This is a genomic window from Nesterenkonia sp. YGD6, assembly GCF_022565895.1.
GTDB lineage: Bacteria > Actinomycetota > Actinomycetes > Actinomycetales > Micrococcaceae > Nesterenkonia.
Genome location: NZ_JAJOYY010000004.1, coordinates 233,274 through 252,251, shown reverse-complemented (window position 1 = coordinate 252,251; position 18,978 = coordinate 233,274). Strand labels below are relative to the sequence as shown.

The 18,978-nt window shown below is 67.5% G+C and carries 19 protein-coding genes; 16 read left to right on the top strand and 3 right to left on the bottom strand.

Translation table 11 applies throughout. From position 1 onward, the window contains the following. The first annotated feature begins 1 nt into the window (after window position 1). The 8 genes from LTI14_RS08325 to LTI14_RS08290 all read left to right on the top strand — a co-directional run bounded on the left by LTI14_RS08325 (window position 2) and on the right by LTI14_RS08290 (window position 8,684). On the top strand, window positions 2-871 hold the full coding sequence (locus LTI14_RS08325; protein ID WP_241476239.1) for a 16S rRNA (uracil(1498)-N(3))-methyltransferase: 870 nt from the start codon (window positions 2-4) through the stop codon (window positions 869-871). A gap of 11 nt (window positions 872-882) precedes the next feature. After that, the gene (locus LTI14_RS08320) at window positions 883-1,950 is read left to right on the top strand and encodes a PhoH family protein (protein ID WP_241469709.1); all 1,068 of its coding nucleotides are present in this window, start codon (window positions 883-885) and stop codon (window positions 1,948-1,950) included. Continuing rightward, window positions 1,947-2,438, top strand: a complete 492-nt coding sequence (gene ybeY, locus LTI14_RS08315; RefSeq protein ID WP_241469708.1) for an rRNA maturation RNase YbeY — start codon at window positions 1,947-1,949, stop codon at window positions 2,436-2,438. Before LTI14_RS08320 ends, ybeY begins: the two co-directional genes overlap by 4 nt. Before the next feature lie 3 nt (window positions 2,439-2,441). Further along, a complete protein-coding gene (locus tag LTI14_RS08310) occupies window positions 2,442-3,932 on the top strand; it encodes a hemolysin family protein (protein WP_241469706.1) in 1,491 nt (496 codons plus the stop codon). After that, on the top strand, window positions 3,929-4,915 hold the full coding sequence (gene era / locus LTI14_RS08305; RefSeq protein ID WP_370642616.1) for a GTPase Era: 987 nt from the start codon (window positions 3,929-3,931) through the stop codon (window positions 4,913-4,915). Before LTI14_RS08310 ends, era begins: the two co-directional genes overlap by 4 nt. Before the next feature lie 286 nt (window positions 4,916-5,201). Next, window positions 5,202-6,962, top strand: a complete 1,761-nt coding sequence (gene leuA, locus LTI14_RS08300) for a 2-isopropylmalate synthase (protein WP_241469705.1) — start codon at window positions 5,202-5,204, stop codon at window positions 6,960-6,962. A gap of 55 nt (window positions 6,963-7,017) precedes the next feature. Further along, a complete protein-coding gene (gene recO, locus LTI14_RS08295) occupies window positions 7,018-7,764 on the top strand; it encodes a DNA repair protein RecO (RefSeq protein ID WP_241464546.1) in 747 nt (248 codons plus the stop codon). Window positions 7,765-7,877: 113 nt separating this feature from the next. Then, on the top strand, window positions 7,878-8,684 hold the full coding sequence (locus LTI14_RS08290) for an isoprenyl transferase (RefSeq protein ID WP_241464547.1): 807 nt from the start codon (window positions 7,878-7,880) through the stop codon (window positions 8,682-8,684). Here LTI14_RS08290 and LTI14_RS08285 read toward each other — a convergent pair. Further along, the gene (locus tag LTI14_RS08285; RefSeq protein ID WP_241476238.1) at window positions 8,630-9,733 is read right to left on the bottom strand and encodes an alpha/beta hydrolase; all 1,104 of its coding nucleotides are present in this window, start codon (window positions 9,731-9,733) and stop codon (window positions 8,630-8,632) included. The genes LTI14_RS08290 and LTI14_RS08285 overlap by 55 nt on opposite strands. 54 nt (window positions 9,734-9,787) lie before the next feature. Between LTI14_RS08285 and LTI14_RS08280 the strand changes: the two genes are divergently transcribed. Continuing rightward, window positions 9,788-10,861 (top strand): quinone-dependent dihydroorotate dehydrogenase, encoded by a 1,074-nt coding sequence (locus LTI14_RS08280; RefSeq protein WP_241476237.1) that lies wholly within the window; start codon window positions 9,788-9,790, stop codon window positions 10,859-10,861. Between the two features lie 28 nt (window positions 10,862-10,889). Here the strand turns inward: LTI14_RS08280 and LTI14_RS08275 are convergent, their stop codons facing one another. After that, window positions 10,890-11,498, bottom strand: a complete 609-nt coding sequence (locus LTI14_RS08275; protein WP_241464550.1) for a DUF3043 domain-containing protein — start codon at window positions 11,496-11,498, stop codon at window positions 10,890-10,892. A 130-nt stretch (window positions 11,499-11,628) separates the two neighbouring features. On the opposite strand from LTI14_RS08275, the gene LTI14_RS08270 reads away from it, so the two are divergent. From LTI14_RS08270 to def, 5 genes are all read left to right on the top strand, one after another. Beyond that, window positions 11,629-12,045: a HesB/IscA family protein gene (locus LTI14_RS08270; protein ID WP_241464551.1), complete on the top strand. Its 417-nt coding sequence runs from the start codon at window positions 11,629-11,631 to the stop codon at window positions 12,043-12,045. A gap of 373 nt (window positions 12,046-12,418) precedes the next feature. After that, window positions 12,419-13,294, top strand: coding sequence for an aa3-type cytochrome oxidase subunit II (ctaC, locus tag LTI14_RS08265; protein WP_241464552.1), 876 nt, complete (start codon window positions 12,419-12,421; stop codon window positions 13,292-13,294). Window positions 13,295-13,296: 2 nt separating this feature from the next. Further along, window positions 13,297-15,021 (top strand): aa3-type cytochrome oxidase subunit I, encoded by a 1,725-nt coding sequence (ctaD, locus tag LTI14_RS08260; protein ID WP_241476236.1) that lies wholly within the window; start codon window positions 13,297-13,299, stop codon window positions 15,019-15,021. Then, entirely contained in the window at window positions 15,021-15,422 is a 402-nt protein-coding gene (locus tag LTI14_RS08255) for a cytochrome c oxidase subunit 4 (RefSeq protein ID WP_241464554.1), read from the top strand. The genes ctaD and LTI14_RS08255 overlap by 1 nt, the downstream gene beginning before the upstream one ends. 100 nt (window positions 15,423-15,522) lie before the next feature. Further along, the gene (gene def, locus LTI14_RS08250; protein ID WP_241476235.1) at window positions 15,523-16,203 is read left to right on the top strand and encodes a peptide deformylase; all 681 of its coding nucleotides are present in this window, start codon (window positions 15,523-15,525) and stop codon (window positions 16,201-16,203) included. On the opposite strand, the gene trpD is transcribed toward def, so the two are convergent. Continuing rightward, the gene (gene trpD / locus LTI14_RS08245; RefSeq protein ID WP_241469694.1) at window positions 16,184-17,266 is read right to left on the bottom strand and encodes an anthranilate phosphoribosyltransferase; all 1,083 of its coding nucleotides are present in this window, start codon (window positions 17,264-17,266) and stop codon (window positions 16,184-16,186) included. The two genes, def and trpD, sit on opposite strands and share 20 nt — an antisense overlap. A gap of 200 nt (window positions 17,267-17,466) precedes the next feature. Between trpD and ctaE the strand changes: the two genes are divergently transcribed. Then, window positions 17,467-18,114 carry an aa3-type cytochrome oxidase subunit III gene (ctaE, locus tag LTI14_RS08240; RefSeq protein ID WP_370642613.1) on the top strand — a complete coding sequence of 216 codons (648 nt, stop codon included), beginning with the start codon at window positions 17,467-17,469 and terminating at the stop codon, window positions 18,112-18,114. Between the two features lie 60 nt (window positions 18,115-18,174). Then, entirely contained in the window at window positions 18,175-18,972 is a 798-nt protein-coding gene (gene qcrC / locus LTI14_RS08235; protein ID WP_241464555.1) for a cytochrome bc1 complex diheme cytochrome c subunit, read from the top strand. Window positions 18,973-18,978 lie beyond the last annotated feature (6 nt).

The window sequence follows — 18,978 nt, the reverse complement described above, 5'->3', positions numbered from 1 at the left end:
GATGACGGCACCGCTGTTCCACCTCGACCCGGGTGCGCTGGACGACGCGGCCGTGGCCGAGGTGGTCACGCTCACCGGCGCGGAGGGCCACCATGCCGCCACCGTGATGCGGCTGCAGCCCGGCGAGCCGGTGCTGCTCTCCGACACGGTGGGGCGGCGCGCCGAAGGCCGCGTCCGCTCCGCCGGAGGCGGGCAGCTCGAGGTGGAGATCCTCGCCGTGATCGAGGAGCCGGTGCCGCTGCCCCGGCTGGTGCTGGTCCAGGCGCTTGCCAAGGACCGCCGCGACCTGCAGGGCGTGGAGTCCGCCACCGAGCTCGGCGTGGACGCGGTGATCCCCTGGCAGGCCGAACGCTCAGTGGCCCGCTGGAAGGCCGGCCGCGAGACCAAGAAGCACGCCGAGTGGGTCGCCCTGGTGACGACCGCGGCCAAACAGACCCGACGCACCACCATCCCCGAGGTGCGCCCGCTGCAGAGCACCGCCGGCTACCTCACGGCGATCCGGTCCGCGGGCGCCGAGGTCGGCGTCGTCGTGCTGCATGAGACCGACGAGACCTCGCTGGCCCAGGCCATCGCCGCGCTGCAGAAGCCCGCACGCAAGGATCCGACGCTGAAGGATCCGACGCTGAAGGATCCGATGCAGCAGGATTCCACGCACCAGCTGCAGGAGCTGCACCTGGTCGTCGGTCCGGAGGGCGGGATCAGCGACCGCGAGATCGAGCTGCTCACCGGCGCCGGAGCGCAGGTCGCCCGGCTCGGCCCCACCGTGCTGCGCTCCTCCACCGCCGGTCCCGCGGCGCTGGCCGCCGCGCAGCTGCTGCTGGGCCGCTGGGACTGGGGTGCTGAGACTGGTCAGCCTGAGCAGACCGCATAGACTGGGGACCAATGACTGAGACTTCGCAGAACCCGAGCACATCGCCCATCTCCGGAGCGGCCCGCGGCGCCACCGCCGCCGCGCTGGGCAACATCGAGCGTCAGGTCCACTTCGCCGACGCCGAGACCATGTTCCGCAGCCTCGGCGCCGGGGACCTCGCGCTGCGCATCCTGCAGGGCATCTACCCGGCGTCCTCCATCGGGCTGCGTGATCAGCTGGTCACCGTGGGCGGGCCCGCCGGGGAGATCACCGGGATCGTGGAGATCCTCACCCAGCTCAAGACCCTGGCCGCCTCCGGGACCACGGTCACCGAGGAGATCATCGAACAGGTCGCCACCATGGTGCGCGCCGACGCCGCGCAGGACTCCGCGCGGATCGTGACCACCAACATCCTCTCCCACCGCGGGCGCACCATCCGGCCCAAGACCAAGAACCAGCAGACCTATGTGGACACCATCGACGAGTCCACCGTGGTCTTCGGCATCGGCCCCGCCGGCACCGGCAAGACCTACCTGGCCATGGCCAAGGCGGTCCAGGCGCTGCAGGCCCGCGAGGTCAACCGGATCATCCTGACCCGCCCCGCCGTGGAGGCCGGCGAGAAGCTCGGGTTCCTGCCCGGCAGCCTCAACGAGAAGATCGACCCCTACCTGCGCCCGCTCTATGACGCGCTGCACGACATGATCGACCCGGACTCGATACCGCGGCTCATGGAGTCAGGCATCATCGAGGTCGCCCCGCTGGCTTACATGCGCGGACGCACGCTCAACGACTCCTTCATCATCCTCGACGAGGCGCAGAACACCACCGCCGAGCAGATGAAGATGTTCCTGACCCGGCTGGGGTTCAATTCCAAGATCGTGGTCACCGGTGACATCACCCAGGTGGACCTGCCGCGCGGCACCGACTCCGGACTGCGCACCGTGATCGAGATCCTCGACGGCGTCGAGGGCATCGAGATCTCCCGCTTCGGCTCCGAGGACGTGGTCCGCCACGAACTGGTGGGCCGCATCGTGGACGCCTATGAACGCCACCAGGACCGGGCTCCCGCCCCCGCGACCCGACGCGGAGGACGGCGATGACCGAGGTCCAGGTCACGGTCGAGGACAGCTCCGGCTCCGATCAGATCTCCGGAGCGCACCTTGCCGAGCTGCTGGACCTCACCGGATTCCTCTACGCCAAGCTCCACCTGGCACCTGCCGTGACGCTGTCGATCACGCTGGTGGACGAAGAGGCCATCGAGCAGCTTCACCTGGACTGGATGAACCTGCCCGGGGCCACCGATGTGATGAGCTTCCCGATGGACGAGCTCACCGCCGGCACCGCCGAGGACCCGGTCACCGAGGGCGTGCTCGGCGACATCGTGATCTGCCCCGGCGTCGCCGCCGCGCAGGCGAAGGCCAACGGGCACCCGCTCAGCGCGGAGCTCGCGCTGCTGGCCACCCACGGGGTGCTGCACCTGCTCGGACATGACCACGCCGAGGCGGCTGACCGTGAAGAGATGTTCACCCTGCAGCGAGTGCTCCTGGAGGAGTACCTCGGTCACGCTGCCCCGACGCCGACGGTCTGATCCATGGCCCTCGGCATCCTCATCATCCTTGCGCTGGTCTGCGCCGTGCTGGCCTTCGCGCTCTCTGCGGCCGACTCCGCGTTCCTGCGGCTGAGCCGCCGTGAGGCCGAGGAGATCGCCGAGCAGCGCGGCTCCACCGCCGTGGAGAAGATCCTCGCCCAGCCCGTGGCGCACACGCTCGCGCTGCAGACCTGGCGCTGGTTCTTCACCACCGCCGTCGTCGTGCTGGTCATCGTGGCCTCCGCACTGGCCCTCGACGGGCTTGCCGCCGGCGCCGTGGCAGGCTCCGCGGTCCTGCTCATCGGCGGAGTCATCGCCGCGGCGATCTCCCCGCGGCGGGTCGGCCGGGGCCACCACCTGCTGGTCGCGGCCTCCACAGCGCAGCTGGTGCGCACCCTGCGGGTCGTGCTCGGGCCCTTCCCCGAGGCGCTGAGCAGCATCGGCGCGCGCACCGTCCCGGGCACCGCACACACCGACCAGGGCTTCTTCGACGACGAAGAGTTCCGCGAATTCGTGGCCCGCGCCTCGGAGAAGGACATCATCGAGCACGCCGAGGCCGAGCTGATCCAGTCCGTCTTCGACCTCTCCGCCACCCGGGTCCGCGCCGTGATGGTCCCGCGCACCGACATGGTCACCGTGGAGTCCGGGACCAGCCTCGCCGAGGTCATGACGCTGTTCTTCCGCTCCGGATACTCGCGGATCCCGGTGGTGCGCGGCTCAGCCGATGACATCACCGGCATGATCTACCTCAAGGATGCCGCGTTCCTGCACCACCGGCTGCGCAGCGGGGAGCTGCTCAGCGCCTACACCGACCGCGACCCGGACTCGATCCTCATCGACGAGCTCCAGCGCGACGTCCGCTATGTGCCCGAGTCCAAACCGGTCTCCGAGTTCCTCTCCGAGCTGCAGCGCGAGTCCACCCACGTGGCCATCGTGGTCGACGAATACGGCGGCACCGCCGGGATGGTCACCCTGGAGGACCTGATCGAGGAGATCGTGGGGGAGATCGTGGACGAATACGACACCGAGTCCGCCGAGATCGAAGACCTCGACGACTCACGACGCCGGCTCTCGGCCCGCATGTCGGTCGACGACTTCGCCGAGCTCTACGAGCTCGACCTCGACGACGAGGAAGAGGTCGACACCGTCGGCGGTCTGCTCGCCAAGGCCCTGGGCCGGGTGGCGATCGCCGGATCCGAGGTCGAGATTCCGCGCCGCCACGGCCCCGGAGTGGTGCTGCGCGCCGACCGGCTTGAGGGGCGACGCAACCGGGTGAGCCACGTGCTCGCCTGGGAGGCCGAGGACCGGCGAGGCGCCAGAGCGGGGTTGGGCACCGACGCCGAGCCCGACGCTCTGCACCTCGACCCGACAGAGACGGCAGCACAGACAGCACCACAGACAGCGGCCCAGACCGCAGTCCAGACAGCAGCCCAGCAGGACGACCGGGCCGCAGCCGCGGCCTCGGCGCAGGAGAGGATCGGAACACCACGATGAGCCCAATACAGATGCCGCCGCAGCAGGAGGGCTTCGCCGCGTTCGACGAGAACTTCCGCGCCGGATTCGCCAGCCTGGTCGGGCGCCCCAACGCCGGGAAGTCCACGCTGACCAACGCGCTGGTCGGGGACAAGGTGGCGATCACCTCCTCGAAGCCGCAGACCACCCGGCACACCATCCGCGGGATCGTGCACCGCAGCGACTTCCAGCTGGTCCTGGTCGACACTCCGGGGCTGCACCGCCCGCGGACCCTGCTCGGCAAGCGGCTCAACGGCCTGGTCATCGACACCCTCTCCGAGGTCGACGTCGTCGGGTTCTGCATCCCGGCCGACGAGAAGGTCGGGCCCGGTGACCGCTTCATCGCCGCCCAGCTGACCAAGCTCCCGCACAAGCGGGTCATCGCACTGGTCACCAAGGTGGACAAGGTCTCCCGCGAGGACCTCGCCGAGCAGCTCATGGCTGTGGACCAGCTCGGCCGCGAACACCTCGCCCAGGAGGGCAACCAGGCCGGCGGCTTCGCCGAGATCATCCCGGTCTCCGCCCTCGAAGGCGACCAGACCGAGGTGGTGATCGAACAGCTCGCCGCGATGATGCCACAGTCCCCGCCGCTCTACCCCGAGGGGGAGCTCACCGACGAGCCCGAGGCCATCATGGTCGCCGAGCTGGTCCGTGAAGCGGCCCTCGAAGACGTCCGCGATGAGCTGCCGCACTCGATCGCCGTGGTCGTCGAGGAGATGGTGCCCCGCGAAGATCGGCCCGCCGACAAGCCGCTGCTCGACGTCCGGGTCTCGATCCACGTGGAGCGCGACTCGCAGAAGGCGATCATCATCGGCAAGCGGGGCGCCCGGCTCAAGGCCATCGGCACCGACGCGCGGGCCGGGATCGTCAAGCTGCTGGGCACCCCGGTCTACCTCGATCTCCACGTCAAGGTGACCAAGGAATGGCAGCGCGACCCGAAGAAGCTCGGCCGGCTCGGCTTCTAGCCCCGGACAGCGGGGGTCGTCCACATGATGAGAATCAGGGTGACCCACTGCACACGCCCGCGCTGCGTGCTAGTTTGAAAGATGTGCAGACGATACGCCAGCGCGTCCTACGACTAGAGCTTCTCCGCCGCAGCGGGGAAGAGCTCGCGCACGTCTGATCCCAGCTCACCTCACCGGTCCAGCTCGTAGATCCAGCACAGCGCAGCACTTCCAGGTCGAATCCCCGCTGCGGAGCTCCTCCGCCTCGACCGCTCGCCCTCAGCTCGTTCACAGCAAGGAAGCTCTCATGCGCAAACTTCAGAAGACCTCACCCATGCCGTTCCAGCGGTATGTGCCCTTCGAGGAGCAGATCACCGTCTCGCTGCCCGACCGCACCTGGCCGGACAAGACCATCCGCACCGCCCCGCGCTGGTGCGCGGTGGACCTGCGCGACGGCAATCAGGCGCTGATCGACCCGATGACCCCGGATCGCAAGCACCGGATGTTCGAGCTGCTGGTGAGCATGGGGTTCAAGGAGATCGAGGTCGGGTTCCCCTCGGCCTCGCAGACCGACTACGACTTCGTCCGCCAGCTCATCGAGCAGGACAAGATCCCCGACGACGTCTACATCCAGGTGCTCACCCAGGCGCGCGAAGCCCTGATCGAGCGCACCTTCGAGGCCATCGCCGGGGCGCCGCGCGCCATCGTGCACCTGTACAACTCCACCTCGGTGCTGCAGCGCGAGGTGGTCTTCAAGGCTGACCGCGACGGGATCGTCGACATCGCCACCCAGGGCGCCCGGCTGTGCAAGAAGTACGAGGAGGCGATGCACGCCGCGGCCTCCACGCCCACCGAGATCGTCTACCAGTACTCCCCGGAGTCCTTCACCGGCACCGAGCTCGACTTCGCCGCCCACATCTCCGATTCCGTGGTCGACGTCTTCGGCGCCACCCCGGAGAAGCCGGTCATCATCAACCTGCCGGCCACGGTGGAGATGGCCACCCCGAACGTCTACGCCGACTCCATCGAATGGATGCACCGGAACCTGCGCAACCGCGAGTCGATCGTGCTCTCGCTGCACCCGCACAACGACCGCGGCACCGGCGTCGCCGCCGCCGAGCTGGGCTACATGGCCGGCGCCGACCGGATCGAAGGCTGCCTCTTCGGCAACGGAGAGCGCACCGGCAACGTCGACCTGGTGACCTTAGGCATGAACCTGTTCAGCCAGGGCATCGACCCGGAGCTCGACTTCCGCGATATGAGCACCATCCGCAGCACCGTGGAGCACTGCAACCAGATGGGAGTCCCGGAGCGCTCACCCTACGGCGGCGACCTGGTCTTCACCGCCTTCTCCGGCTCGCACCAGGACGCGATCAAGAAGGGCTTCGAGCACATGGACGCCCGCGCCGATGCGGCCGGGGCCTCCCGCGACGAGATCACCTGGGCCGTGCCGTATCTGCCCATCGACCCCAAGGACATCGGCCGCAGCTACGAGGCGGTCATCCGGGTCAACTCGCAGTCCGGCAAGGGCGGGGTCTCCTACCTGCTCAAGGCCGAACGCGGGATCGATCTTCCGCGCCGCGCCCAGGTCGAGTTCTCCGGGGTCATCCAGCGTCGAGCCGACGACGGCGGCGGCGAGGTCTCCGGCGAGGAGATCTGGCAGATCTTCCAGGACGAGTACCTGCCGGTGGACACCGCGCACCACCAGTGGGGCCACTACCGGCTGGACGAGGTCAACACCTCCTCCAACGCCGAAGGAGTGTTCCACATGGAGGTGGAGCTGCAGGCCGGTGGTCACGCCACCTCGCAGTCCGCCCACGCCAACGGTCCGATCGCTGCGCTGCTGCAGATCCTGGCCGACGACGGGGTAGACGTGCGGCTGCTGGACTACACCGAGCACGCCATGAGCCAGGGCGGGGACGCCCAGGCGGCATCCTTCGTGGAGCTGGCGATCGGGGAGCGGGTGCTGTGGGGAGTGGGGCTGGATCACAACACCACCCTGGCCTCGCTGCAGGCAGTGATCTCGGCGGTGAACCGCGCGCTGCGCGACGCCGCCCCGGTCCGCTGACCGGCACCCCGGCAGCCCAGGGCCTGCGCCCATGCCGCTGTAGTACTCTGCCACCATGGCCGGCTCCACCTTCGCGTCCCGCTCCTACCGGGACGCCGCGATCATCCTGCGCACCCAGAACCTGGGTGAGGCGGACCGCATCATAACCGCGCTGACCTCAGCGAACGGGCTGGTGCGCGCGGTTGCGAAGGGGGTGCGCCGCACCTCCTCGAAGTTCGGCGCCACCGTGGAGCCGTTCATGGTGGCAGATGTGCAGTTCGTGCACGGGCGCTCCCTGGACATCGTCACCCAGGCCACGTCGAAGAACACCTACGGTCCGCCGATCGTCGCGGACTATGACAAGTACATGGCGGCGAGCACCATGGCCGAGACCGCCGAGCGGCTGATGGACGTCGAGTCGGATCCGGCCTTCGGCGGCGCCCAGTTCCGGCTGCTCCACGGCGGATACTCGGCCCTGGCCCGCGGAGTCCACCCGGCCGACGTCGTGCTGAACTCCTACCTGCTGCGCGCTTTGTCCTCCGCCGGCTGGGCGGTCACCTGGACCGCCTGCGTGTCCTGCGGCAAGCCCGGCGCCCACACCGGCTTCCACCCCGCCGCCAGCGGGCCGGTCTGCACCGACTGCCGGCCACCGGGCACCCGGACCCTGGATCCGGCCACGGTGGAGCTGCTGCACGCGCTGCAGCACGGCCACTGGGAGCACACCCGATCCTTCCGCAGCGACATCCGGCATGAGGCCACGAACGTGGTGATCAGCTACGCCCAACACCACCTGGATCGCCGACTGAGCTCGCTGGGACTCTGAGCCGAGCGGGCAGAGGCTGGAGCCGCCGCGGCCGCGCCGGTGAGAGCAGATCCGGGGAGTGTCGCACGGTCGGGGTGCCGGCTGCGCCGGCGCGACATGGAAGAATGGACGCCATGTCCCTGCCCATCCATCAGGATCCCGCCCCCCGCCCCGACCGCGTCTCGGCACCGCAGCTGCCCCCGGAACTGGTGCCGGCCCATGTCGGGATCGTGATGGACGGCAACGGGCGCTGGGCGAACCAGCGCGGACTCCCGCGCACCGAAGGGCACCGGGCCGGTGAGGCCGCGCTGATGGACGTCATCGCCGGCGCGATCGAGATCGGCGTCAAACACATCAGCGTCTACGCGTTCTCCACCGAGAACTGGAAACGCTCACCCGATGAGGTGCGCTTCCTGATGGGCTACTCGCGCGAAGTGCTGCGCCGGCAGCGCGACGTGCTGAACTCCTGGGGCGTGCGGATCCGCTGGAACGGGCAGCCCGGACGCCTGTGGCGCTCGGTGATCAAGGAGCTCGAGACCTCCGAGGAGCTGACCGCACAGAACACCCGCTTCACGCTGACCATGTGCGTGAACTACGGCGGCCGCGCCGAGATCACCGACGCGGTCAAGCTGATCGCCGCCGAGGTCGCCGCCGGTCGGATGGACCCGCGCAAGATCACCGAGAAGACCGTGGCCGCCCATCTGGACGAGCCCGACCTCCCCGACGTCGACCTCTTCCTGCGCAGCTCCGGGGAGCAGCGCATCTCGAACTTCCTGCTCTGGCAGTCCGCCTACGCCGAGCTGGTCTTCATGGACGTGCTCTGGCCCGACGTGGACCGCACCACTCTGTGGGAGGCCGTGGAGATCTACGCCCGTCGTGATCGCCGCTACGGCGCGGCGGTGGACAGGTTCTCCGCAGGACGCTCAGCCTCGGGCGCGTAGGCCCGCAGCCAGCGCTGCACCTCGTCCAGCGCCCGGGTGCGCACCGCATCTTCTGAGGCGAAGACGTCATGGATCGCCCCGTGCACCCGCACCACGGTGACCTGATCGCCGAGCTTGACCGCCCGGCGGGCCAGCAGCTCCACGTCGAGCACCGAGTCGGACTCCTGCAGCTCCTCGGTCCAGTGCCGCCGGTAGGCGGTCACACCCGAGAGCAGCACCAGGATCGGCAGCTGCAGCCCCAGCCCCTCGTAGACCTTGCGCTGACCGGTCAGCACTGCACGCATCCAGCCCACCCGGATCGGGAAGGACGTGCGCGGGCGCCACCGAGGATGCAGCGTCCATTCGCCCTGCGCCTGATCCGAGAGCGTCTGCCAGTAGTTGTCGACGGCCGGCAGCTTCAGCGCGCGCGTGGGGGAGAACTGCCCCAGCGGTGCCAAGAAGCCCTCGGTGGCGGTGCGCGCGGCGACGTCGCCGGAGAGCTCCAGCCATGGACTGTTCAGCACCAGCGCGCTGATCGCTCCAGGGTTGCGCTGCGCCCACAGCACGGCGATGAGACCACCGGTGGAGTGGGCTTCGATGATCGGGGCCGGAGCGTCGGGGTGCAGCGAGTGGATCTCGCTGAGCGCGGCCTCGATGTCGGCGTCGTAGGTGCTCAAGTCATCGACATAGCCCGGCGTCTGCCAGCTGCGCAGGCTCCGGCCGTATTTGCGCAGATCCAGCGCGTAGAAGGGACGCCCCCAGCTCTGCCAGCGACGAGCCATCGGAATGTTGTAGAAGTAGTCTGCCCAGCCGTGCAGGTGCAGCACCGGGGCCAGCTGCGCTGGGCGGTCCGGCTCGGCCGGGGTCTGCCCGGCCGCCGACTCGGCCCCAGCCTCTGCCGGGCGCTCATCCTGGACCGCCTGCTGTTCGGGATCGGGGGAGTAGCTGACCAGAGTCGCGCTGACCGGCCCCTCCTCGTCCTCACCGAGCGGCAGCGTGAGCCGCTTGCAGCCCTGGAGATGATCAGGAGACCAGAGGCCCACAGGGGAGTCTTCGAGCAGTTGATCCATGCTCACCATCCTAGGAGGCAACACCGGGCCGACCGGCATCCTAGGATGGGAGCCATGTACCGCTTCGTCTTCAAGACCGTCTTCACCCGGCTCGATCCCGAGAAGGCCCACCACCTGGTCGTCTCCGGGCTGCGGCTGAGCAGGCGACTCGGGGGCGGCAGGGTGCTGGAGCGGCTGTGCCGTCCGGATGAGTCGCTGCAGATCCGTGCGCTGGGCCTGGTCTGGCCCTCACCCTTCGGCCTCGCCGCCGGCTTCGACAAGGGCGCCACCTCGGTGCTGCCGCTGGCGCACCTGGGATTCGGACATATCGAGATCGGCACCGTGACCGCCGCCGCGCAGCCGGGAAACCCGACGCCGCGGCTCTTCCGACTCGTCGAGGACCGCGCGCTGATCAACCGCATGGGCTTCAACAACGACGGCGCGGAGGAGGTGCGTCCGCGACTGGTTCAGATCCGCGAGCAGATCTCCCGGCTCAAGCGGGCAGGTCGGCACGCGCCGGTGATCGGCGTGAACATCGGCAAGACCAAGGTGACCCCGCTTGAACACGCCACCGAGGACTACCTCGTCTCCGCCCGGATGCTGGCTCCGGTGGCGGACTATCTGGTGGTCAACGTGTCCTCACCGAACACTCCGGGGCTGCGTCAGCTCCAGGAGATCACCGCGCTGCGGCCGCTGCTCGCCGCGGTGGGTGCGGAGGCCGACGACGCCGCGCAGCGCCACGTGCCGCTGCTGGTGAAGATCGCGCCCGATCTGGCCGACTCCGACGTCGACGCCGTGGCCGAGCTGGTCAGCGACCTGGGGCTGGACGGTGTGATCGCCACGAACACGACGATCTCCCGCGAGGATCTGCACAGCGACCCGGAACAGGTGCAGGCCGCGGGGGCCGGCGGACTCAGCGGCCCGGTGCTCGCCGAACGCTCCAAGCAGGTGCTGACCCGGCTGCGCGCCGCGCTGCCGCGCACCACCGCGATCATCTCCGTCGGGGGAGTGACCTCAGGGGCCGACGTGGCCGAGCGGCTCGCGCTCGGCGCCGACCTGGTGCAGGGCTACACGGCCTTCGTCTATGAGGGTCCGTTCTGGGTGCGCCGGATCAACCGCGACCTGAGGTCGCTGCTGCGAAGCGGCTGAGGCCCCGCCGCTCGGGCGGGGCTCATGCTCAGGCGGGGAAGTGTCCTCGGGCCACCAGCGGCTTGGGAAGCCGCAGTCGGCGGATCTGCAGCGATCGCATCGCGGCGTAGAAGGGGAGTCCGCGTTCACGGTTCTCGATGCCGAACTTGGCATCGATCTTCTTGCGCACGGTGCGCCCGACCCACACGGCCTCGACGAGGACGGCGAGCACGAAGAGCCAGAGGATCTGGCTGACGATGATGCGCATCCCCTCGTTCATGACGAAGGATGCGAAGAGGAAGACCAGCACCAGGACCAGCATCCACTCACCGATGCCGAAGCGCGCGTCGACGTAGTCCCGGACATAGCGTCGCTGGGGACCGCGATCGCGAGCAGGAAGATACTTCTCCTCGCCGGTCTCCATCGCCCGGCGCATCTTCACCCGCTGATCGGCCATCTGCTGGCGCTGGGCGGCGCGGGCGACCTTGCGATCGTTCTGCACCAGCGGGCGCTTTCGTGCCGCCTGCTGCTGGCTGCGCTTCGGTGTGGGCACGCCCTTCTTCTCAGGCTGACGCCTGGTGTTCTGGGCCTGCTCGCGAGCTTGCGCGGCTTCAGCCTCGGCGATCTGGTCGGCAGTGTTTTTCTTACGTCCTAGCACCCCGCCAGTGTAGCGGGAATAATGGATTCGATCCCTGCACCGTGATCGACCGGCGGGAATGAACCTCGTGGCCCTCGGCGTTGTTACCGTAGAGCACAGGCCTGCCGCTACAACCAGAGAGGTGTATGCCATGAGCACCACCACCCAGGACACCGCCGCCGGATCCGCCGCTGAGACCGAATCAGCCGAGATCACCGGATCCGCCGTCGATGGCTTCAAGACCCACCAGGTCGAACTCAGTGAGACCGCCGCCGAGAAGGTCTCCTCGCTGCTTCAGCAGGAGGGCCGCGAAGATCTGCGGCTGCGCGTGGCCGTGCAGCCCGGCGGCTGCTCCGGCCTGATCTACCAGCTCTACTTCGACGAGCGCGTCCTCGACGGGGATGCACTGCGCGACTTCAGCGGTGTCGAGGTCGTCGTGGACAAGATGAGCGTGCCCTACCTCGAGGGCGCGAAGATCGACTTCGAGGACTCCATCTCGAAGCAGGGGTTCACCATCGACAACCCCAATGCCGGCGGCTCCTGCGCCTGCGGCGACTCCTTCCACTGACCGAATCCACCAGGGCTCATCGGTCCGCTCCGTCGGGTTCCGACGCCGGGCCCTGACCCGGTCCGCTGAGTCACAGCGTCATAAAGCAGACACATCGGCAGCGGATTCAGCCGCTGCCCAGCACGAGCGAAACTCCGCTTCTCCCGTTTTCTACACGGGGTAGAAGCGGAGTTTTCTCGTATCCGGGGTTCGGAGGCAGGGCCGAAGGAGCAGATCAGATGCGTCGGGCGCGGGTGTCCGTCCTCCCGGTCCTCTACAGGACGTAGTAGTCTGGAGCGCGAAGCGTTCATGGTGGTTCGAACTCTGCGCACAGCGCGGTCAACGGGTCACGGAGAACGCACATTCGCACACCGAGATAGAGGAAGGGCCGTCTGTGAGTTCGCATAATCGAACCGGCAGCCGAGGCCGTGCATTGAAGTCAGTTGCACTGGCCAGCGCGGCGGCACTGGTGCTCAGCGCCTGCTCGGAAGAGCAGCCTGCACAACGAGGATGGCTTCCGGGCAGCCGGGACACCACCAGCAACACTGCGGAGTTGACCGACCTGTGGGTCAACTCCTGGATCGCCGCGCTGATCGTGGGCCTCATCACCTGGGCACTGATGCTCTGGTGCATGGTCGCCTACCGTCGCCGCAAGGGGGAGACCGGCTACCCGCGCCAGATCGCGTACAACGTGCCGCTGGAGATCATGTACACCATCGTCCCGCTGGTCATGGTGGGCGTGCTGTTCTTCTACACCAACCAGGTGCAGCGCTCAGTCGATGAGCCCTACACCGACCCTGATCTGGTCGTCGACGTCCGAGGCAAGCAGTGGGCCTGGGACTTCAACTACAACTACGACGGCGACGAGCGCTACTTCGCCGGCGTCCAGGCCGAGCTCACCGGTGAAGAGGGCGTGCGCGAGACGCTGCCCACCCTCTACCTGCCGGTGGATCAGCCCGTCACCTTCGAGCTCAACGCCCGCGACGTCATCCACTCCTTCTGGATCCCGGCCTTCCTGCAGAAGCGCGACATGATCCCGGGTCGCACCAACGAGATCCACCTGACCCCGCAGGAGCTTGGCAGCTTCGACGGCAAGTGTGCAGAACTCTGCGGCGAGTACCACTCGGAGATGCTCTTCAATGTGGAGGTCGTCACCGAGGACGAGTTCCGTGACTACCTCGAGACCCTGCCCGAGGGTCAGCTCGGCGACGAGTATGACCGCAATCCAAACCTCCACGAAAACGTGGCCGGAACTGAAGGGGACGACTGACTGTGGCGACCCTCGAATACACCGCCGACGAAGCGCGTGAGGTCTCGCGCGTCGTCCCCCGCTCCAAGGGGAAGATCGTCGTCAACTGGCTGACGACCACCGATCACAAGGTGATCGGCTACATGTACCTGATCACCTCCTTCCTGTTCTTCTGCGTCGGCGGCGTCATGGCGCTGCTGATCCGTGCGGAGCTCTTCGAGCCCGGCATGCAGCTGCTGCAGACCAAGGAGCAGTACAACCAGCTCTTCACCATGCACGGCACGGTGATGCTGCTGATGTTCGCGACTCCGCTGTTCGCCGGCTTCGCCAATGTCATCATGCCGCTGCAGATCGGCGCCCCGGACGTGGCCTTCCCCCGGCTGAACGCGCTGGCGTTCTGGTTCTTCCTCTTCGGCGCCCTGGTCGCCATGGCAGGCTTCCTCACCCCCCAGGGTGCGGCCTCCTTCGGCTGGTTCGCCTACGCTCCGCTGTCTGACACCACGTATTCACCGGGAGTCGGTGGTGACCTATGGGTGTTCGGCCTGGCCTTGACCGGCTTCGGCACGATCATGGGCGGGGTCAACTTCATCACCACGATCCTGTGCATGCGCGCTCCAGGCATGACCATGTGGCGGATGCCGATCTTCGTGTGGAACACGCTGATCACCTCGATCCTGGTCCTGATGGCCTTCCCGCCGCTCGCGGCCGCGCTGTTCGGACTCGGTCTCGACCGGAGGTTCGGCGGGCACATCTTCGATCCGGAGGCAGGCGGTGCGGTCCTCTGGCAGCACCTGTTCTGGTTCTTCGGACACCCGGAGGTCTACATCATCGCGCTGCCGTTCTTCGGCATCGTCTCCGAGATCCTGCCGGTCTTCAGCCGCAAACCGATCTTCGGCTATAAGGGCCTGGTCTACGCGACGATCGCGATCGCCGCGCTGTCGGTGACCGTGTGGGCCCACCACATGTATGTCACCGGAGCCGTGCTGCTGCCGTTCTTCGCGCTGATGACCATGCTGATCGCGGTGCCCACAGGGGTGAAGTTCTTCAACTGGATAGGCACGATGTGGCGAGGGTCGCTGACCTTCGAGACGCCGATGCTCTGGAGCCTCGGCTTCCTGGTGACGTTCCTCTTCGGCGGACTCACCGGCATCATCCTGGCCGCGCCGCCGCTGAACTTCCACCTCTCGGACACCTACTTCGTGGTCGCCCACTTCCACTACGTGGTCTTCGGCACCGTGGTCTTCGCGATGTTCGCCGGATTCCACTTCTGGTGGCCCAAGTGGACCGGCAAGATGCTCAACGAGCGCCTGGGCAAGATCAGCTTCTGGATGCTCTTCGTCGGCTTCCACGGCACCTTCATGATCCAGCACTGGCTCGGCGTCATGGGCATGCCGCGTCGTTACGCGGACTACATGGTCGAGGACGGGTTCACCACCATGAACCAGTTCTCCACGGTGTTCTCGATGCTGCTGGGCGCCTCGCTGATCCCGTTCTTCTGGAACGTCTGGATCACCGCACGCAAGGGCAAGAAGGTGCTGGTGGATGACCCGTGGGGCTTCGGCGGCTCGCTCGAATGGGCGACCTCCTGCCCACCGCCGCGGCACAACTTCTACTCGCTGCCGCGCATCCGCTCCGAGCGTCCCGCGCTGGATCTGCACCACCCTGAGCTCGCTGACCGGCACACCCTGCAGACACCTGCGGGCAAGATCTTCGGTCCAGCGGATCAGCAGGACAAGGAAGGCGTCTGATGAAGGCAAATATCGGGTTGTTCCTAGGCCTGGGCGTCTTCGTCCTCATCGTGGCCTTCATCTACGGCTTCTGGAGCGGATGGTCAGACATGGCCGGGTTCCCGCTGCTCCTGCTCACCGCAGGCATGGCGTTCATGCTCTGGTTCTACCTGCGGATGGTCGCGAAGAACCACGACGTGCTCGACGGGGACAACCCGGCGGGCGAGATCGAGCACATGGCCGGCAACTACGGCGAGTTCGCTCCCTGGAGCTGGTGGCCGCTGGGCCTCGGCTTCTCCGCAGCGTTCGCGTTCTTCGGCCTGGCCATCGACTGGTGGGTGTTCTTCATCGCGCTGATCCCCGGTCTGTTCTTCATCACCGGCTGGGTGCTGGAGTTCAACCGCAAGCGCTACGCGCACTGATCCGGCCCGCCCCACCGCTGGTTATGGCCCGCCGTGAGCATCGACTCACGGCGGGCCTTCTCGTCCCCGGACGCCCCGCGCGGTGCGTAGAATCCTTGCTATGACGATCCGCCCCATCACGATCCACGGTGAACCGGTGCTGCACCGACGCGCACAGGAGGTCGAGACCATCGACGACTCCATCCGCGAGCTGGTGGCCGACATGTTCGAGACCCAGGACGCCGCCCACGGGGTGGGACTGGCGGCCCCGCAGATCGGCGTCGGGCTGCGCATCTTCACCTACAGCTTCGCCGATTCAGGCGATCAGCCCTCCCGTGGAGTGATCATCAACCCGCGGCTCCGCCTGATCGGCAAGGTCTCCAAGGAGTCCGCCGACCCCGAGGAGGAATCCGAGGGCTGCCTGTCCGCGCCGGGGTACAACTACCCGCTCAAGCGCAGCGAGCACGTGGAGATCACCGGGCTCGACGTCGCGGGGGAGCCGCTGCAGTTCGAGGCCACCGGATGGTTCGCCCGAATCCTGCAGCACGAGTACGACCACCTTGACGGCTACCTCTATGTCAATCGGCTGGACCCCAGATGGGCGCGGCGCTGGAAGAAGGTCGTGAAGAAGGAGGGCTGGAACCAGCCCGGCCTCACCTGGCTCCCCGGAGTCGACCCTGATCCATTCGGCCACGACGAGCCCGAAGACCCGGCTCGTGCCGAAGACCCAGCGTCAAGGGACGCCGGTCACTCCGACGACGCCGGTCAGGCCGAGCGGGGCGTCAGCTCACACTCTGGCTGAACGCCACCCAGCGGCGCAGCACATCAGCCGCGGCGCCAGAGTCGATGGACTCTTCGGCCCGGCGCATGTTGGCCGTCAGCCGGTCCACCAGCGGCCCCTGGGCCAGTTCATCGAGGCTGGTCAGTCCGGCCGCGGCATTGAGCACGACGGCGTCTCGCACGGGCCCAGGCTCCCCGGAGAGCATCTGCCGCACGATCTGTGCGTTCTCCGTGCCGGAACCACCGCGCAGGTCCTCCACGGACACGCGGGGGAGTCCGACATCCTCAGGCTCCAGGGCGGTGTGTGAGACCTCGCCGGAGCGGATCTCCCAGATGTCGGTGGCGGCGGAGGTGGTGATCTTGTCCCGCCCGTCCCTCCCGCGGAACACCAGGCCGCGGGTGCCGCGCATGGCGAGCACCTCAGCCATCTTCGGTGCCAGCGTGGGGCTGGCGCAGCCCAGCGCCTGGGCGGTCACACGTGCCGGGTTCGACAGGGGCCCCAGGAAGTTGAAGACCGTGCGGATGCCGAGCTGACGCCGCACCGGCCCGACGTGGCGCATCGAGGGATGGAAGCTCTGCGCGAAGAGGAAGGTGATCCCGACCTCCTCCGCGGCGCGGGCCACCTGCTCGGCGCCCATGCTGAGGTCCACTCCCAGTGCCTCGATGACATCGGCCGCGCCGGCAGTGGTGGAGGCGCCGCGGTTGCCGTGCTTGACCACGCGTGCCCCGGCTCCCACGGCGGTCAGTGAGGCCATCGTGGAGATGTTCACGGTGCCCAGCATGTCTCCACCGGTGCCCACGATGTCCAGGGTGGGTCCGGGGATGCTCAGCGGGACGGCCTTGTCCATCATCGTGGCGCTGAGCCCGACGAGCTCCTCGGCGACCTCGCCCTTGGCGCGCAGCGCGACCAGGAAGGCGGCGATCTGCCCATCACCGAGGGCCCCGCTCATGAGCCTCTCCATCGCCCAGGCTGAGGTGGCTGCGCTGAGGTGCTCTCCGGCCAGGAGCGTCTCCAGCAGCTCGGACCAGCTTGCGGGCACCGGGGTCGCGCGGAGCAGCGGATCGGGTGAGTGTGGAAGTTTCACAGCCCCAGACTATCGGCCGATCACGGTCCGGCTCCGACCAATTTCGACACGCTGTAGAAATATTGTCGACTTTTTTGACCGGCTCCACCTTGGCGGATCCTGGGAATGGCGCGGAATCCGCCCCCTGACAAGGATCTGGAACCACGCCATAGTGACCGTCGGTGTCGCAAACTGCTGGGCTTTCAGGACATAATGAATGCGTGACGACTGCAACCCAAGCCCCAATCGCTCCGGCGCGAACACTGCCGAACCGCCCGAACATGGTGTCCGTGGGCACCATGGTCTGGCTCACCAGTGAGCTCATGTTCTTCGCCGGCCTGTTCGCCATGTTCTTCACACTGCGTTCCACGCAGTCTGAGATGTTCGCCGAGGGTGCCAGTGAACTGGACATCCCGTTGGCCACCACGATCACGGTGATCCTGGTTGCAAGCTCGGTGACGGCTCAGTTCGGTGTCTTCGCTGCTGAGCGGCACCAGCCGCGCCGCACCGGCGGCACATTCCAGATCAAGCACTGGGGCATGGTCGAGTGGTACATCCTCTCGTTCATCATGGGCGCCATCTTCATCGGCGGTCAGACCTACGAGTTCGCAGTGATGGTCTCCCATGGGATCACCGTCTCATCGAACGCGTTCGGCTCCGCCTTCTACATCACCACCGGCTTCCACGGGCTGCACGTCATCGGTGGTCTCGTGGCCTTCCTCTATGTGATTGCGCGGGCGTACTTCAGCGTGAAGTTCACCCACAAGGAGGCTCACGCCGCCGTCGTCGTGTCGTATTACTGGCACTTCGTCGACGTCGTGTGGATCGCACTGTTCGGCATCGTCTACCTGCTGCCGCTGTTCGCCTGATCAACGCGCCCAGCCGAAGCACACCAGCTTGTATCGCATCGAAAAGTTAGGAACCGGCACGTGAAGGCACTCTCACAGAAGCGTCGCCACCCGCTCGCGGCAGTGGCGCTGCTCCTCCTGGGCCTCTTGCTCACCGGAGGGCTCTACGCCGCGGCGACCTCCATCAACGAGGCTCAGGCATCGAACGCCGCTGACGTCTACTCCGCCTCCGACGTGGAGGAGGGCGAGCGGCTCTTCGTGGCCAACTGCGCCACCTGCCACGGCATCAACGCAGAAGGCTCCGACGCCGGCCCCTCGCTGATCGGCTCCGGCGCCGCCGCGGTCGACTTCCAGGTCGGCACCGGACGCATGCCGATGCAGATGTCAGGTCCGCAGGCGCAGAAGAAGCCGGCACAGTTCAACGATGAACAGACCATGCAGCTCTCGGCCTACGTCGCCTCGCTGGGCTCCGGCCCCGCGGTGCCCGCGGCCGAGTACCTCGATGTCGAAGAGGGCAACATCGCCCGCGGCGGAGAGCTCTTCCGGATCAACTGCGCCATGTGCCACAACGCCGCCGCCGCCGGCGGCGCGCTGACCGAAGGCAAGTACGCCCCCGGGCTGGACGGCGTGGAGTCAGTGCACATCTACGAGGCCATGGTCACCGGCCCGCAGAACATGCCGGAGTTCACCGACGCCAACATCCCTCCCGAGGACAAGCGCGACATCATCGCCTTCCTGAAGAACAACGAATCTCAAAGCGCTCCGGGCGGCTTCGCCCTGGGCTCGCTGGGACCGGTCTCGGAAGGTCTGCTGATCTGGACCCTCGGACTGGCCCTGCTGATCGGCTCGATGGTCTGGCTGACCTCACGGTCCTCCTGAGCATCC

Coding starts and splice junctions, on each gene's coding strand:
- LTI14_RS08320 (WP_241469709.1), top strand. CDS start 883: ATGACTGAGACTTCGCAGAACCCGAGCACATCGCCCATCTCCGGAGCG.
- LTI14_RS08325 (WP_241476239.1), top strand. CDS start 2: ATGACGGCACCGCTGTTCCACCTCGACCCGGGTGCGCTGGACGACGCG.
- LTI14_RS08310 (WP_241469706.1), top strand. CDS start 2,442: ATGGCCCTCGGCATCCTCATCATCCTTGCGCTGGTCTGCGCCGTGCTG.
- LTI14_RS08285 (WP_241476238.1), bottom strand. CDS start 9,733: ATGGATCAACTGCTCGAAGACTCCCCTGTGGGCCTCTGGTCTCCTGAT.
- LTI14_RS08270 (WP_241464551.1), top strand. CDS start 11,629: ATGAGCACCACCACCCAGGACACCGCCGCCGGATCCGCCGCTGAGACC.
- LTI14_RS08280 (WP_241476237.1), top strand. CDS start 9,788: ATGTACCGCTTCGTCTTCAAGACCGTCTTCACCCGGCTCGATCCCGAG.
- leuA (WP_241469705.1), top strand. CDS start 5,202: ATGCGCAAACTTCAGAAGACCTCACCCATGCCGTTCCAGCGGTATGTG.
- LTI14_RS08290 (WP_241464547.1), top strand. CDS start 7,878: ATGTCCCTGCCCATCCATCAGGATCCCGCCCCCCGCCCCGACCGCGTC.
- ybeY (WP_241469708.1), top strand. CDS start 1,947: ATGACCGAGGTCCAGGTCACGGTCGAGGACAGCTCCGGCTCCGATCAG.
- era (WP_370642616.1), top strand. CDS start 3,929: ATGAGCCCAATACAGATGCCGCCGCAGCAGGAGGGCTTCGCCGCGTTC.
- def (WP_241476235.1), top strand. CDS start 15,523: ATGACGATCCGCCCCATCACGATCCACGGTGAACCGGTGCTGCACCGA.
- recO (WP_241464546.1), top strand. CDS start 7,018: ATGGCCGGCTCCACCTTCGCGTCCCGCTCCTACCGGGACGCCGCGATC.
- LTI14_RS08255 (WP_241464554.1), top strand. CDS start 15,021: ATGAAGGCAAATATCGGGTTGTTCCTAGGCCTGGGCGTCTTCGTCCTC.